The 14,602-nt window shown below is 67.6% G+C and carries 16 protein-coding genes and 3 pseudogenes; 1 reads left to right on the plus strand and 18 read right to left on the minus strand.

Annotation, left to right across the window (positions count from 1 at the left end):
* Positions 1-8: 8 nt before the first annotated feature.
* From P1N55_RS20170 to P1N55_RS14320, 11 genes and pseudogenes are all read right to left on the minus strand, one after another.
* Positions 9-165, minus strand: a pseudogene (locus P1N55_RS20170) (DUF7563 family protein).
* A gap of 67 nt (positions 166-232) precedes the next feature.
* A complete protein-coding gene (locus P1N55_RS14275; RefSeq protein WP_379690145.1) occupies positions 233-490 on the minus strand; it encodes a DUF7521 family protein in 258 nt (85 codons plus the stop codon).
* A gap of 75 nt (positions 491-565) precedes the next feature.
* Complete coding sequence (locus P1N55_RS14280; RefSeq protein ID WP_276276203.1) at positions 566-916, minus strand: ArsR/SmtB family transcription factor; 351 nt, start codon at positions 914-916, stop codon at positions 566-568.
* A 325-nt stretch (positions 917-1,241) separates the two neighbouring features.
* Positions 1,242-1,419 (minus strand): annotated as a pseudogene (locus P1N55_RS19805) (HVO_0416 family zinc finger protein).
* A gap of 141 nt (positions 1,420-1,560) precedes the next feature.
* Positions 1,561-2,880 carry a hypothetical protein gene (locus P1N55_RS14285; RefSeq protein WP_276276204.1) on the minus strand — a complete coding sequence of 440 codons (1,320 nt, stop codon included), beginning with the start codon at positions 2,878-2,880 and terminating at the stop codon, positions 1,561-1,563.
* Positions 2,786-3,301 carry a hypothetical protein gene (locus tag P1N55_RS14290; RefSeq protein ID WP_276276205.1) on the minus strand — a complete coding sequence of 172 codons (516 nt, stop codon included), beginning with the start codon at positions 3,299-3,301 and terminating at the stop codon, positions 2,786-2,788. The genes P1N55_RS14285 and P1N55_RS14290 overlap by 95 nt, the downstream gene beginning before the upstream one ends.
* Positions 3,302-3,307: 6 nt before the next feature.
* Positions 3,308-3,715, minus strand: a complete 408-nt coding sequence (locus tag P1N55_RS14295; RefSeq protein ID WP_276276206.1) for a type II secretion system F family protein — start codon at positions 3,713-3,715, stop codon at positions 3,308-3,310.
* 813 nt (positions 3,716-4,528) lie between these two features.
* Entirely contained in the window at positions 4,529-5,446 is a 918-nt protein-coding gene (locus tag P1N55_RS14300; protein ID WP_276276207.1) for a type II secretion system F family protein, read from the minus strand.
* Between the two features lies 1 nt (position 5,447).
* Positions 5,448-7,200: pseudogene (locus tag P1N55_RS14310) on the minus strand (type II/IV secretion system ATPase subunit).
* Between the two features lie 487 nt (positions 7,201-7,687).
* On the minus strand, positions 7,688-8,215 hold the full coding sequence (locus tag P1N55_RS14315; protein ID WP_276276210.1) for a phosphopantetheine adenylyltransferase: 528 nt from the start codon (positions 8,213-8,215) through the stop codon (positions 7,688-7,690).
* A 93-nt stretch (positions 8,216-8,308) separates the two neighbouring features.
* Positions 8,309-8,665 carry a YbjQ family protein gene (locus P1N55_RS14320; RefSeq protein WP_276276211.1) on the minus strand — a complete coding sequence of 119 codons (357 nt, stop codon included), beginning with the start codon at positions 8,663-8,665 and terminating at the stop codon, positions 8,309-8,311.
* A 181-nt stretch (positions 8,666-8,846) separates the two neighbouring features.
* Here P1N55_RS14320 and P1N55_RS14325 point away from each other — a divergent pair, with 181 nt between their 5' ends.
* A complete protein-coding gene (locus P1N55_RS14325) occupies positions 8,847-9,011 on the plus strand; it encodes a hypothetical protein (RefSeq protein WP_276276212.1) in 165 nt (54 codons plus the stop codon).
* An 84-nt stretch (positions 9,012-9,095) separates the two neighbouring features.
* On the opposite strand, the gene P1N55_RS14330 is transcribed toward P1N55_RS14325, so the two are convergent.
* Genes P1N55_RS14330 through P1N55_RS14360 form a run of 7 tightly spaced genes read right to left on the minus strand, consistent with a single transcriptional unit; the run spans position 9,096 to position 14,387 of the window.
* On the minus strand, positions 9,096-9,785 hold the full coding sequence (locus P1N55_RS14330) for an urease accessory protein UreF (RefSeq protein ID WP_276276213.1): 690 nt from the start codon (positions 9,783-9,785) through the stop codon (positions 9,096-9,098).
* Complete coding sequence (locus tag P1N55_RS14335; protein ID WP_276276214.1) at positions 9,782-10,354, minus strand: urease accessory protein UreE; 573 nt, start codon at positions 10,352-10,354, stop codon at positions 9,782-9,784. Before P1N55_RS14335 ends, P1N55_RS14330 begins: the two co-directional genes overlap by 4 nt.
* On the minus strand, positions 10,354-11,289 hold the full coding sequence (locus P1N55_RS14340) for an urease accessory protein UreD (RefSeq protein ID WP_276276215.1): 936 nt from the start codon (positions 11,287-11,289) through the stop codon (positions 10,354-10,356). The genes P1N55_RS14335 and P1N55_RS14340 overlap by 1 nt, the downstream gene beginning before the upstream one ends.
* Entirely contained in the window at positions 11,289-11,912 is a 624-nt protein-coding gene (gene ureG / locus P1N55_RS14345) for an urease accessory protein UreG (protein WP_276276216.1), read from the minus strand. Before ureG ends, P1N55_RS14340 begins: the two co-directional genes overlap by 1 nt.
* Entirely contained in the window at positions 11,909-12,283 is a 375-nt protein-coding gene (locus P1N55_RS14350; protein WP_276276217.1) for an urease subunit gamma, read from the minus strand. Before P1N55_RS14350 ends, ureG begins: the two co-directional genes overlap by 4 nt.
* Positions 12,280-13,986 carry an urease subunit alpha gene (gene ureC, locus P1N55_RS14355; protein WP_276276218.1) on the minus strand — a complete coding sequence of 569 codons (1,707 nt, stop codon included), beginning with the start codon at positions 13,984-13,986 and terminating at the stop codon, positions 12,280-12,282. The genes P1N55_RS14350 and ureC overlap by 4 nt, the downstream gene beginning before the upstream one ends.
* Positions 13,983-14,387 carry an urease subunit beta gene (locus P1N55_RS14360; RefSeq protein ID WP_276276219.1) on the minus strand — a complete coding sequence of 135 codons (405 nt, stop codon included), beginning with the start codon at positions 14,385-14,387 and terminating at the stop codon, positions 13,983-13,985. Before P1N55_RS14360 ends, ureC begins: the two co-directional genes overlap by 4 nt.
* Between the last annotated feature and the right edge of the window lie 215 nt (positions 14,388-14,602).

The raw sequence follows: 14,602 nt of genomic DNA on the forward strand, positions 1-14,602 counted from the left end.
AGCGGCCTTCATGGATGTCGCGGCGACCGCGCGTCTCTGACTTCTGGACCGTCCCGGATCTTGTCTTCGCAGGCGGGACAGATTCGTGGCGCGCCGACGTCCGGGCGTGAAGACGCGCACGTAGTCTTTCGTCACGAAACCGCCGCAGTTCTGACACTCTGGCATGGGTACTCGTCACATTGTCACCAACTCACATATAGTTATTGGCGAGAATGACTGTTCGTATCGCTGACTATCTGTACAGCGAGACGTACAGCATCGCGAACCCGATGATGAAGGGCACCGTCTCGGACATCTGGAGGAAGATGTCGACGAGCGGGTCGATGCGCCCCGTGCCCAGCTGGGTGATGACGGTGGTGACGGCGACGCCCATGCTGATAAACGCGAAGCCGACGAAGGCGTACTGCAGGCGCTCCGAGGGGCGCTGCCGGTAGGCCTGGAAGCTGATGAGCGTGATGCCCAGCGTCAGGCCGAAGACGGCCATCCGCATCAGGAGGAGGACGCCCCTGGCGACGTCGACACCGTCGACCACGGCGTCACCACTCCCCCGGCGTCGGCGGCCGGCTCATTCCGGGTTCAGCTCGTCCCAGAGCTGACTGAACCGGTCGGGAAGGTTCTCCTCGCGGTAGATGCGGACCCTGTACTTCTCGTCCTCCAGCGAGATGACCGTCGAGTCGAAGTTCGACTCGTAGACCTTGTAGTGGTTGCCGTCGTCGGCCACCAAGGTCTGGTCGGTGACCAGGTCGTACTCGTCTAGCATCTCGATGCGGCGGTAGACCGTCGGGAGGGACAGGTCACACTCGTCTGCGAGCTCTTTTGCCGACCGGGGCTCTTGACTGATAGCGGCCAGGACACGTCGGGCGTGGGAATCGCCGATCGTATCCAGGATCTCCTCGATACTCTTGTCCTCGGACACTGGTTCAGACTTCTCCTCGTATCACATAAGCGTTCGTGCAGCGGGTACCGTGTTCACACTCAGAAAACGCTCACCTGGCTATATGGCGGTGGCGTCCGTCGGTTCGCTTGCAGTCGCCGGGCGGGTGTGAGGCCACCGTCGCCGGACGATATCCCCGCCGACGCCGGGCCTCGTGACCCAGCACCCGCCCGTTTGTCGCCCGCCGGCGCCTGACCCTCGTCGGCCGGCGACTGTCTGCGTTTTCACTCGGAGCAGCGACGGCGCCGAGAGCCAGGGCTCCAATACTTGCGTCACCGCCGAAAAGGACTGCCCCTGCGAGGCGGCGTCAGTTTACCGGTGTCCAGCCACACACCGAGCACTCGGTCGCGGCGGACGAGTGGAGCCCGCCACAGTCAGGACACTGCTTTGTTGTAATTGTCCTCCCAACCTGTCTCCTCCACGTCGTGTCCGCGCTGGGTGAGAAACTCGTCGAACATGTCGTCGGGACTCGGTGCGCTCGCCATACGTGGTATGCTATACCACGACAGTATTTCAAGCTACTGGTAGCGTCCCTCGTTGCCACGTGACATGGTGGTCGGGCGGATCCGGACAGTTCAGGGATTCGACGCCGGCACTGGTCCCGGACCGAGAGGCGGTACCCGCGGCTAGGGCACCTGGATGAAGTAGTTCGCCGAGTAGTCGTTGTAGTCGACGGTGATGCCGAACAGGTCCTTGTTGCCCGCGTCGGTGAAGGTGAACGTGACCGTCTCGCTCCCACCCGCCGGCACCACGATGGTTTGGTCGATGTCGTCGTAGTCGCCGAACAGGTGGATGGTGTCGCTGGCCTCGCCGTTGACCGTCGCCGACTGCGCGATGTCGCCGCTGTTGGCCATGAAAAAGAGCAGGCGCAGCCGCTCCATCTCCCGGTCCGCCGTGCCGGTGTTGCGGAACGTGACCGCGACGGTGTTCTGTGTGCCCTTGACCAGTTCGACGTCCTCGAGTTCGACGTCGTCGGCGCCCGCGGGATTGATGCGTGACACCCAGTCGTCCCCGGTCCCGTCGGCGCTCTCGACCGGGACGTCGAACGAGGTCCGCTCTCGGGGCTGGACCGTGTCGTCCCCGTCGAAGTCGCGTTCGGCGGTGACGCCGCCGGTCCCCACGAACCCGCTGTCCGGCCGGTAGAGGACAGATACGACGCCGCTCTCGTTGCTCGACTTCGTGACCGTCCCCGCCCAGGTCCCGTCGGCCAGTCGCACCTGGCCGTCCGTTGCGGTGAAGGCCACCTCACCAGTCGCGGGGTTGTTGTACCGGTCGGTGACCTGCACGCTGACGCGCCTGGTCTCGCCCTCGCGGATGCTCTTGGTCGTCTCCTCGCCTACCCTGGTGAGATAGTGTGGGCCGAGGACGCTGTCGTCGACGTCGCTGCCCACTCCCACGCGGGCCATCCGGAGCGTGTAACTGCCCGGTTCGAGCGTCACCGTAAGCGTGTTGTACGGGTCGCCGTCCGCGAACGCGACGTTCGAGACGTGCCCGCCGTTCGCGACCGTCTCGCTCTCGAGCAGCGACACCCACTGTTCCTCGCCGAGCGTTGTCGGGAGCGTGAGCGTGATGCCGCCGGGGCCCGCGTTCGTGATGGTCGTGGTCCGGGCCGGCGCGGACAGCGGGACGGCGTCGACGGCGACGTCGCCCGTGCTCGCGGTCGACAGCTGCCCGTCGACCAGCAGTAGCAGCACCTGGTCGCCCTCGATGAAGCTGCCCGTGTCGGCCGGCAGCGCCGCCCCGCTCTCGAAGGTCTTCACCAGCGTGGTGTGTTCGTACACCATCGACGGCGCGTTCGCGTACTCGTTGTAGTTCGGCCGGTAGCGGATGGCCGTCGTCTCGAACGTCCGGTCACTGCCGTCCCAGTACGACGACGCAGACGCCGCTTGCGCGTTCGAGACGGTGACCGTCCCCGGACCGAGCGTCTCGACGGTCCCCGACCCCACGGCAGGGTTCAGGAGGAAGAACCGGGTCGGGTAGCGCTAGACGGTTCCGAGGACATCCAGGCGCTCGGTGATAGTTCAGGAGGAAGAACCGGGTCGGGTAGCGCGCCGCCAGCTCGATCTGGGTCGACGTCGGCACGTTCTCGGTCCCCGACTGGAGGAGGGCCCGGTCGAGGTCCAGCATGTCCTGCTGGACGCGCTGGTTGTGTTCGAACTCGACCTGCTGGTTCTGGGCCGGCACGGCGTTGACCTGTATCAACACGAGCAGCGACATGACCAGGCCGAACATCAGAATCGCCCCGATGACTTCCGCGGCCCCGCGCTTGTCGGCACCGAACCGCCGGGTCAGTCGGGCGGCGAGACGGGACACCGGGTTCGTACCCGGGAGCGCACTTCGGTCGTCGTGTCGTGAGTCTGGTTGCATGGTCTCTCAGATGAACAGGAACGCCACAGTCGAGAGCAGGACGAGGCCGATGCTGTACTTCAGGCCGCTGAGCGCCTTGTTGTCGACGAGTTTCCCGGCGAGCAGGCCCGAGCCAAAGCCCTGGATGATCGCCGAGTGGAAGAACAGCGTCTCGTAGGCCGCGACCGGCAGGTTCGAGATGCTGATTGGCGCTTCGACGTCGGTGCCCGTCGACGCTGCCGACACCGCCGAGATGGGGTCGAGGTACGCCGTGGTCAGCAGCGCCACCACGAGCAGATAGACGAGGAACCCGATGACGACGACGGCGACGTAGGAACTGAGTTCGCGACGCCGCTGTTGCTCTATCTTGAAGCGGTTGCGCGTGTCGTCGGCGGCGATGCTGAGGACGCGTGCGAGGTCGCTCGACGAGCGCATCCCTTCGGCGATGAGCTTGATGGCCCGCGAGAGCTGGGACCCGCAGGCGGTCGGCGAAGGCCCGGAGCGCCCGCGAGGTGTCGTGATTCCACTCGATGTCGTTGCGCACCTTCCGGAGCTCGGTCTCGATGGGGCCGCTGGACCACTTGGCGACGAGGCCCAGTGCCTCGGTGGTCGGCACGCCCATCTTGTTCGCGCTGGACAGCGCGTTCATCGTGTCGGGAAACTGGCTCGAGATACGCTTCTCGCGGCGGAACTTGCGCTCGGCGAACAGCGTGAGCGGGGCCATCGTGACGAGGAGCGGGGCGACCACGAGGACTACCGTCGCGAACCGGGGGGCATCCAGGAAGCCCTGCCAGCTCAACTCGGCCGTCCCGGTGGTGACGACGCCGCCGACCCAGAGAGCGGCGAGCGGCCCCGTCACCAGGAGCGTGTACAGGGGTGCCCGCTCGAAGACGGCGAACGGCGTCTCGAGGGATTCGCGGAGATACCGTCTCCGGCGCTGCCGGAGGTAGGCGGTCCGCTGGGCCTTCCGCTGTGTCGCCTCCGACGGCGTCCGGTCGTCCCCGAGGACGCCCGCAACGGCCCCGCGCAGCGACTCGCCGGCGCTCAGCAGGAGGTCCCGTCCCACCAGCGCCGACAGACGGCCGACGCTCTCGCTCGTGACGTGGTACTCCTCGTCGAGTGTGACCGCTGCCTGCGTGAACGGCGAGGACAGCGTGTCCAGCAACACGAGAAAGAGTGCCATCGCCAGCGGCATCACCACGTAGACCAGCAACGAAATCTGGCCGACAGTCTCTGCGCCCAGCAGGCTCATGACGATGAGGATGACGATGAGAAAGAGGGGGCCGCCACGAACAGAACGACGAACACCTCGCTCAGCAGCGAGAGCGTCTCCAGGAAGCCGGTCTGTTCGTCGCGCGCGTCCTGGAGGTAGGTGTCGGTCTGGTTCTCTAAAAACACCGTCACGTCGCCACCCGAGTCGAGGACGCTCAGCAGGTCGTCGAAGAACTGCTCTAAGGTGTCGCTCGGCGTGAGGTTCCGGGCGTTCTGCAGGCCGGTGTAGAGGTCGTTCCCGAACAGTTCGACGTCGCGGACGGCCATCTGGAACTCGTTTGCGACCTCGCCGTACGTGTCCTGGGCGGCCCCGACGACACGGATTATCTCGAGCAGGTCCATCCCCCCGTAGGACAGCGCGTACATGAACGTGATGGCGTGGGGGAGCGTGACATTGATGCTCCGGCGGCGCGACCCGACGATCGACTTCGGATAGTAGTAGCGGCCGAACCACACGCCGGCCGCCAGGACGACGGCCCCGACGACGGCCAGCGCCACGCCGGTGGCCAGGGCCCGGTTCTCGCCGAGGTACACCGTCAGGTCGCCGCGGTACGAGAGCGGGTTCGACAGCGCCGCGACGACGCCGGCCTCGACGAGCGCCACGGTGAGGGAAACGCCCGCGAACACGCCCAGGGCGGCCGCCAGCATCGCGTAGATCGCCGACCGCTCGAGGTACGAGTCGTAGTTCTGCCCGAAGCGGGCCTGGTTCAGCCAGCGCTGGAGGTCACGGTGCTTCTCCGGGCGGAGCCGGTAGTAACTGCGGACGAGCCCGTACTGCTCGCGGAACTCCTCGCTGTCCTCGGGCCGAACGGCGTCGGCCTGCCGGAACTGGCCGACGCCCGTGTCGGCCTGGCCGCTATCGCGGTGGGTGTCCCCGTACTCGTCGGCCCCCATCTCACTCCTCCTCGATGAGCGTCCGCAGGTCGACGCCCTGGGACTTCAGCACCTCGACGTCCGGTCCGTAGGTCCGGAGGTACGAGGCCGTGAGCCGGCCCGCCTTCAGGTCGGCCATCGTCCGATCGCGGTCCTTGTCGAACAGCTGGATGGCCGCGGTCACCTCGACGTAGCCGTTGATGCCCTCGTCGGCGAGATACTCCAGCAGTCGCGCTCGGTCGTCGAGCTGTGCCTGAAGCGCCTCCTCGTCCCAGCCGCGTTCCTCGGCGATCTCCTGCATCAGGACGGACGTGCCGACCTGCTCGTGGGTGTCGGAACTCGCGTCACGTTCGAAGACGCGCTTCGACCGGACCTCCTCTAAGTTGTACTCCTGGGACTATCTCGGCCGTCTCCGCGTTCCGCCGGACGCGTTTCTCCCCGAGGTAGGTCTGGCGCTGGATGGAGACGATATCGAGGTCCTGGAGCATCTGGACCGGCACGTTCAGCGGCGCGTTCTGCAACCGCGAGATGACGGTGTCGACGGAGTCAGCGTGGAACGTGGTGTAGGCCGTGTGGCCGGTCGACATCGCCTGGAAGAAGGTCAGGGCGACCCGCTCCTCGGTCCGGATCTCGCCGACCAGCAGGTACTCGGGACGCTGGCGGAGCGCCGCGTTCAGCAGGTTGTACATGCTGACCTCGCCCCGACCCTCGGCGGTCAGGGGGGTCCGGGTGACGCTCTGGATCCAGTTCTCGTGTGGCAGGTCGATCTCGCGGGTGTCCTCGATGGAGACGATCTTGCTGCGCGGCGGGATGAAAAACGAGATGGCGTTCATGCTCGAGGTCTTGCCCGACCCCGTGCCGCCGGCGAAGATGAGCGACTTGTTGTTCTGGATGGCGACCCAGTAGTAGGCCATCTGCTCGGCCGAGAACGTGTTCCAGCGCACGAGGTCGACCGGCGTGAAGGGGATGTCCGCGAACTTCCGGATGGTGAAGTTCGACCCGCGGGTGCTAATGTCGCCGCCCAGCGTCATCTGGACCCGGGACCCGTTCGGGAGCGAGGCGTCGACCAGCGGGTTCGAGACGGTGAGCTGTTTCCCGGCGCGCTGGGCCGTCCGGAAGATAAACGAGTCGAGCGCCTCGCGGCCGAACGCGATGTTCGTCTTCACGTCGCGGTACTCGCGGTGGTAGACGAACACGGGGACGTTCGTCCCGTCACAGGAGACGTCCTCGACGGCCGGGTCACGCATGATGGGGTCGATGGCGCCGTAGTCGATGAAGTCCCGGACCAGGTAATACAGCAGTTTGTAGAGCGTGCCGTTCTCGACGGTGGCCGCGTTGTCGAGAATCATCGTCCTGGCCTCGCGGGTGAAAAGCGCCCGGCGGTCGGTCTCGTCGTCGAACTCCTTGTACATGAGCTGGTTGCGCAGGAGCTCGACCAGATCCTGGCGGACGTACCGCTCGAAGTTGTTCATCGTCACCTCGTTGACGAGGTAGGTGTGCTCTCTGTCGTGGTCGTCGTAGACGACGGCGACGAACGCGAACGGCTTCTTGACCCAGCGGTACTCGACGAGGTCGTACGTCTCGAGGAACGAGAAGTCGAAGAACCGCGTCGCGATGAACTCGTCCGTCGGCGGGTCGGTAAAGACCTCGTCCGCGTCCGACGCGAAGTACTCGCGGACGTCCGCGAGGATGTCCGTGACTGTCGGGTCCTCCCACAGCGCCAGTTCCCGGTCGTCGGCCTCGCCCGCGACGTCGACCAGGTCGATGTCCAGCACCTCTGTGAGTGCCTCGTCGTCGTCCGGCCGGCCCTCGCGACGGTCCGAGACGCCGCCTGCCTCGCCGGCAGTGCTCTCGAGCAGACTCGCCGCCCGTTCTGAACCCCCTGTCTCTCCCGCTGTCGTGTCGTCGTTCATTGGTGTGCCCTGCAGTCGTGGGGCTGTCGGCACCGTGGTGCAGGCCTCCCCTACCGGCAGTCTCGGCCGCGGGAACCGCCGTTCGGTCGTCGACCGGGACCACGCCGTTCCCCGTGTCCGGCCATCCCCTGCCACTGTTGCAGTCAGTCCCAGACTGGCGCACCCACCGTTGGTATCGATAGTGACCGACTTACAACCAGTTACGTTCAATCTAGTTATACGGGTAGCAAGCATCAATATTTCTATAATTCAGCCATCACTTACGGTCGAATACGGACAGCTCGCTACCCGGCAAGCGGCACCCCGGCTCCGTCACCCGGCAGTCGTCGGCAGCAGGACCCGGGTTCGGTCACTCCCTCCCGTCGAGGAGTCGGCCGTGGACGTCGATCTCGCCGTTGCGAATCCGAGTGCTGCTGATTCTGGTGCCGTCCTCGGCGGTGACGAAGGGCGGCGTGTGGACCTCGAGCGGCCGGAGACCGTCCTCACGGCGCTGCTCGTTGAGTTCGTAGGCGCGTTGCTGGGCTTTGGCCTCGGGCGAGGCGACGAGCGCGTCCACGTCCTCCCGGGTCGCGGCGGGGCCCAGCGCGTCCTCGAGCCGGTGAATGTCGTACGACGCGGTGTAGGCGGCGGCCAGTCGGTCCAGTTCGACGCCCAGCGCCGTCTTCCGGTCCGCGTACGCCCCCAGCATCTCGACGTGCGAGGGGTCGCTGCGCGTCTCCGCGGCGAGTTCGGTGCTTGTGAGCGCGACGACGACGTGGCCGTCGCCTGGCCCGTCGTGACTCGCCGTCTGGAACGCCTTGTGCAACAGGGCGCGGTGCCCGTTGTGGATGGGAGTGAACGTGCCGCCGAGAATTGCCGTGCGTTCAGTGCCAGCCATACCCCCCGTTCTCGTGGGAGGGTCGTATAGGTGCGGGCGCCCGCAGGTGAGAGCGCGGCGGCTCAATGGCCGCGGGTCGTGGGCCCGTCCGCCTCACTCGAGCGTGACGGCGGTCCCGTAGGCGATGACCTCCGAGGCGCCCTGGGTGACCTCGGACGTCTCCATCCTGACGTTGACCACGGCGTCGGCGCCCATCTCGAGCGCGTCGGCCTCCATTCGGGCGATGGCCTCGTCGCGTGCCTGCGCGAGCAGCGTCGAGTAGGCCTTCAGCTCGCCGCCGGCGAGGTTCCGGAGGCCCTGCGTGATGTCGCGGCCGAGGTTCCGCGCTCTGACGGTGTTGCCGCGTGCGATGCCCAGCACCGAGGCGACCTCCCGGCCGGGGATGGTCTCGGTCGTGACGGTCGCGACGAGCGTGTCGCCGGTCTCCGGGGCGGAGGTCTCTGTTGCCATGCCAGTCAGGACGCTGGCGCAGAAAATGAATATACAGTGATACGTATTCGCAGTCCGCCCGTTAGGCCGGCGTGCGACGCCGATAGCGGGTCCGGTGGGTTTCAGGTGCCTGGCTCGGCTACCGCCGCCCTGTCCAGTCAGGCACAACTGCTACGATCCTCGACGACGACATTGGAGTTGTATGGCTGACACGAAATCGGGACGAGACAAGAAAGGCCACGACGAGGAGGCACACCAGCGCGAGAAGGAGCTCGAAGAAGAGATCGAGGCCGAGGAGGCCGACGAGGAGGCATCCCGGCGGCAGGAGGAGGCGGAGGCCGAGGCGGAACTGGCCGACGACACCTGACGGCCCCACCGTTCACGTCGTCAGGCCGGGACGCTGTCGGCCCAGGACCGTCGGCATCCGGCCGACCGAACGACCGGCGACCACTCAGCTGGCGAACAGCCGGCGGTCGGCCCGCTCGTGGTCGGCGGCGAGCACGTCCACCAGCGGGGCGAACGGCGCCATCTCTGCCACGGAGCGGTCGGCGCTGTCGTCGATCGCCGCCGACATCACCGGTTTGAGCCCGTCGAGGATCCGCTGGGCGTCGGTGTGTCCCAGCGAGAGGAGGCGCTGGGCCGCCCCGAGCAGCCCCGTGACGAACCCGTGACAGGCAAGCAGACATGCCTCGCGTTCCCCGATGCCCGCCAGCCCGGTCGCGGCGCCGAGGACGACCGGGTAGTTCCCCGGCGTCTCGCCAGCGTCGATCCGGTCGGCGTACGACTCGAACAGCGCATCGCCGCGGATCTCCCGCTGGAGCGAGAGCAGGCGGTCGCCCGACTGGCGGGCGCTCTCTCGAAACTCGGCGGCCAGCGTCACCGCCGAGAGCCGCCGGTCCGCTGCACAGACCGCCTCGAGATCGTCGTCGCGGACTGCCCGGTGGGCCCCCCGTAACGCGACGAGGTCGGCGGGGCCGAGCTGCCGTCGCAGATAGGTCGAAAGCAGCGCCTCGAGGTCGTCGGCGTCCGTGACCCGGTCGTCGGCGACGAACTGCTCGAGGCCGTACGAGACCGAGTAGGTCCCCACCGGGAGAAACGAGTCCGCCAGGCGGAACGCCTCGAGCGTGGCGTCGTCGCTCACGGGTCGCTCCCGTCGATGGTCCGGACGCCGTGGCCGTGTGCGTGGTCGCCATCGTGGTCGTGCGCGTGGTCGCCGTGCGAGTGTCCGTGGTCGTGATCCGGCGTCGCGTCGTCGAACGTCGTCGGCGGGACGGACTCGTAGCGCAGCGTGACGCCGTCGGGCAGGACCTCCCCGACCGTCGCTTCCATCCGCTCGCGCGACTCCGTGACCGGGAACAGCGCCTCGTGCTCCCGGACCGCCAGGTCCCAGTGTCGGTTCCCGAGCGCGTGCCCGAGTTCCAGCGCCGCAGTGGCCGGGACGTCGGCGTCGGCGAAGTCGAGGACGAGTGCCTCGAGTTCCGCGAGCGCGACGACCACCAGGTCGCCGTCATCCGTCGCGAGCACGTCACCGTCCGCCAGGTCACGGGCGACGACGATACCGAGGTCGGCGCCGCCCTCGGTCGCCGTCCGCACTCGCGACCGTCGGCGCTCGGTGTCCGTGAGGACCACCCGGTGGGGGTCGGCGTCGGCCAGTCGCCCGGCCACTGTCTCGTCGGTCCGGTGCCCGACGTAGCGCTCGGCGATCAGCATCAGTACTTCCTCCCCGCGGGCGCCGGCGCGGAAAACAGATTTCGCCTGGCACGGTCCCATCCGGCGTGGAGCGCCGCCTGGACCGTCTCGGCGCGGTCACCGAGCGCCCGGACGGTGACGCCCGCGCCGTTGGGCAGTTCGCTCGCCCCCGCGCGGGCCTCGCAATCGGCGACGGCCTCGTGAAGCGCGTCGCTCAGGTCGGCTGCGTCCCGGTCCGGCGCGACGACGAACGCCGTCCCGTAGACGCTGAACTCCCCGAGTACGCCCGGCACCTGGGGGTCCGACTCGCCGGGGACGAGATGCGTGGTGTCCTCGAACAGGAGTCCGGCGGGGCCCGTCGCCCGGACACGGGAGAGGTAGCGCTCGAACGCGAAGCGTTCCCCGCGCGCGAGGCGGCCGGGGACGACGACGTCGCTGACGACGGCCGACCCCCCGCTCGCACACGAGATCGTCAGATCCTGGACGAACCGCGAGTCGGCGTGCAGGATGGTCGGTTCGGGCACGTAGTCGAGGTGGGCGTCCGCACCCACGGACAGGCCCGTCTCGGCGCCCGCGTAGTTGTGGTCCATCGACTGGACCTTCGTCGAGCTCTGGGTCGAGACGTGGGCGCGTGCCCCGTCGCCGACCTCGATTGTCACGTCGTGGCGATCCCCCTGTGCGATGCCGCCGGTCGGCGACTGGACGAAGACCGTCTCGACGTCGGGATGGGGGTCGTGGCCCAGCGTTCCCGAGACGTGGAACGGCACCGTCGCGTAGTCGTGGACGAGGCGCGTCCCGCCCGTGCCCGGTTCGAACCTGAGCTCGAGGACGCCATCCTTGCCGGGCGCACCCACGGCGGCCTGGGGCGGCGACTCGGTGGCGTAGTCCTCGAAGGCCGGGTGAGGGGCGTCGGCGGGCGACTGCTCCCCGCCGGACTCCGGCACGTCGGCGGCCATCAGGCGAACAGCACCCCCTCCCGGACGTGGTCGAGGACCTCGTCGATGCCCTCTCTGGCCTTGCAGTCGGTGAAGACGAACGGGCCGTCCCGGACTTCGCGGGCGTCCCGCTCCATCACGTCGAGGTCGGCGCCGACGTGGGGCGCGAGGTCCGTCTTGTTCACCACGAGCAGGTCGCAGTCGACGACGCCGGGCCCGCGCTTGCGGGGGATGTCGTCGCCCTCGGCGACGCTGATCACGTACAGCGAGTAGTCGGCGAGCTCGGGGTTGAACGTCGCCGCGAGGTTGTCGCCGCCGCTCTCGATGAGCACGAGGTCGAGGTTAGGGTACTCCGCGAGGAACGAATCTATCTGCTGGAGGTTCATCGACGGGTCCTCGCGGATGCCAGTATGAGGACACGCCCCGGTCTCGACGCCGGCCACGAGGTCCTCGGGGACGACGCCGGCGAACCGCTCGCGGAGGCGGTCGGCGTCCTCCTGTGTGAGGATGTCGTTGGCGATGACGCCGACGTCGAGGCCCGCCTCGCGCAGGCGCGGGACGAGTTCGGTCAGTAGGGAGGTCTTCCCGGACCCGACCGGCCCGCCGACGCCGACCGTGGCCACGTCGCGGTGGGTGAGGCTCATGCGTCGGACCCACCGCCGTCTGCGACCTCCTCGCCCTCGCTCTCGCCGTCTGCGGTGCCCACGCTGTCCGAGCGGATGGGGTCGTGGACCGTCACCAGCTTCGTCCCGTCGGGGAAGACGGGTTCGACCTGTATCATGTCGATCATCTCCGGGACGCCCTCCATGACGTCCTCGCCCCCGAGCAGCTGGGAGGCCCCCGAGCGGATCTCGGCGACCGACTGGCCGTCGCGACCGCGCTCGATGCACCAGTCGCTGATGTAGGCGACGGCTTCGGGGTGGTTCAGCGGGACGCCACGTTCCTTGCGGCGTCGCGCGACCTCTGCTGCGGTGAAGACCGTGAGTCGTTCCTGTTCCTTGGCGGTGAGTTTCATAGCAGGTACCTCTGTGCGAGCGGCAGCTCGGATGACGGTTCGCAGGTGACGTGCTCGCCGTCGACCTCGACGGCGAACGTCTCGGCGTCGACCTCGATGTCGTCCGGGCAGTAGCTGTTGTACACCATATCCGACTTCCCGGGCGTCCGGGTGCCCTTTATCGGGACAACCGGAGTATCGAGGCCGTACTCCTCGCCGACGCCGGCCTCGGCGGCCGCGGGGGAGACGAAAGACAGCGAGAGCCCGTGTTTGGCCTTCCCGACCGCGCCGGCCCGTTCGCGCTGGAGGATGGGTTCGCAGGTCATCAGCGACCCGTTGGCCTCGCCCATCTCCGAGTGGACCGGGAAGCCGCCCTTGAACGTCATCGCGGGCTTGACGCCGAAGAACGCGGGGTCCCACACCACGATATCGGCGAGCTTCCCGGGTTCGAGCGTCCCGACGTAGTCGTCGATGCCGGCCGCGATGGCGGGATTGATCGTGTACTTCGAGACGTAGCGCTTGATGCGATGGTTGTCCGCGCCGGTCCCCTCGTCTTCCGGCAGGGGGCCGCGCTGGGACTTCATCTTCGAGGCGGTCTGCCACGTCCGGGAAATCACCTCGGCCATCCGCCCCATCGCCTGGGAGTCGGAGGTCATCATCGAGATGGCGCCCATGTCGTGCAGGACGTCCTCGGCAGCGATGGTCTCGGCCCGGACCCGGGACTCGGCGAAGGCGACGTCCTCGGGGACGTCGGGGTTCAGGTGGTGACACACCATCACCATGTCCAGGTGCTCGTCGAACGTGTTGTCCGTGTAGGGCATCGAGGGGTTCGTCGAGGAGGGGAGCATATTGGGTTCGCCGACCATCTCCATGATGTCCGGGGCGTGACCCCCGCCCGCGCCCTCGATGTGGAACAGATGCATCGTCCGGCCGTCGACGGCGGCGAAGGTGTTCTCGACGAAGCCGGCCTCGTTGAGTGTGTCCGTATGCATGCAGACCTGCACGTCCTCCTCTTCGGCGACGTCGAGCGCGGTGTCGATGGCGTCGGGCATCGAGCCCCAGTCCTCGTGGAGTTTCAGCGCACAGGCCCCCGCCTCGACCTGCTCGCGCAGGGGCGCGGGGTCCGAGGCGTTGCCCTTGCCGTAGAAGCCGACGTTGACCGGCCACGCCTCGGCGGCCTGGAGGAAGCGCTTGATGTTCTCCGGTCCGGTGGTGCAGGTCGTCGCGCCGCCGCCGTAGCCGCCGCCGAGCATCGTCGTGATGCCCGACGAGAGGGCGTGTTCGTGGAGTTGCGCGGAGTTCCAGTGGATGTGGATGTCCAGGCCACCGGCGGTGGCGATCTTCCCCTCCGCGGGGTAGGCGTCGGTCGACGGGCCGACGACCATGTCGACGCCGTCCATCGTGTCGGGGTTCCCCGCTTTCCCGACGCCGACGATCTCGCCGTTCCGGATGCCGATGTCGCCGGCGACGACGCCGAGGACGGGGTCGATGACCGTCGCGTTCGTGATGACCCAGTCCAGCGCCCCCTCCTCCTGGGTGGTCCCCGGCGACTGACCGAGGCCGTCCCGGAGGGTCTTGCCGCCGCCGAAGACCGCCTCGTCGCCGTGGGTCCGGTAATCTGTCTCTACCTCGGCGAACAGTTCCGTGTCGCCGAGCCGGACCCTGTCGCCCTCCGTCGGGCCGTACAGTTCGGCGTAGTTCTCGCGGCCGATGTCGCGGGTCATTCCTCGCTCTCCGTCTCGTCGGGGGCGCCCGTGTCGGCGAACCCGGCAGCACGCAGGCGCTCCAGCGCCTCGCCCGGGTCCCCGTCGACACTGCCGTTGACCATGCCGTTCATCCCGTGGGCGACGCGCTTGCCGCCGATGGCGACGAGGTCGACCGTCTGCTCGTCGCCCGGTTCGAACCGGATGGCGGTGCCCGCGGGGATGTTCAACCGCATCCCGTAGGCGGCCTCGCGGTCGAAGGCGAGCGCGGCGTTGGCCTCGAAGAAGTGGAAGTGCGAGCCGACCTGTACCGGTCGGTCGCCGGTGTTGCCCACCGTCACCTCGGCCGTCTCGCGCCCCTCGTTCAACGTGACGGTGCCTGGTTCCGTGATGATCTCGCCGGGGACGAACGAGTCGTTCATGTCGTGTGTCCTCCCGGTCGTCGTGCCTGCCCGAAACAGCCTGGATATTCACTCATCCTACGGCCCAGTTACGCAAGTCTCGTCATAAAAGGGCGTAGTGAGACAATATTTGCGTCAGAACGAACCGGTTTTGCGACCGTTCGTCAATCCGTCTGGTATGCGACGGCACTACGGCACGTTGGCCCGTGGGACCGGAACTGTCATCCCCTGGTCGT

Source organism: Haloarcula regularis (genome assembly GCF_029338315.1).
In the GTDB taxonomy this organism is placed as follows: Archaea; Halobacteriota; Halobacteria; order Halobacteriales; family Haloarculaceae; genus Haloarcula; species Haloarcula regularis.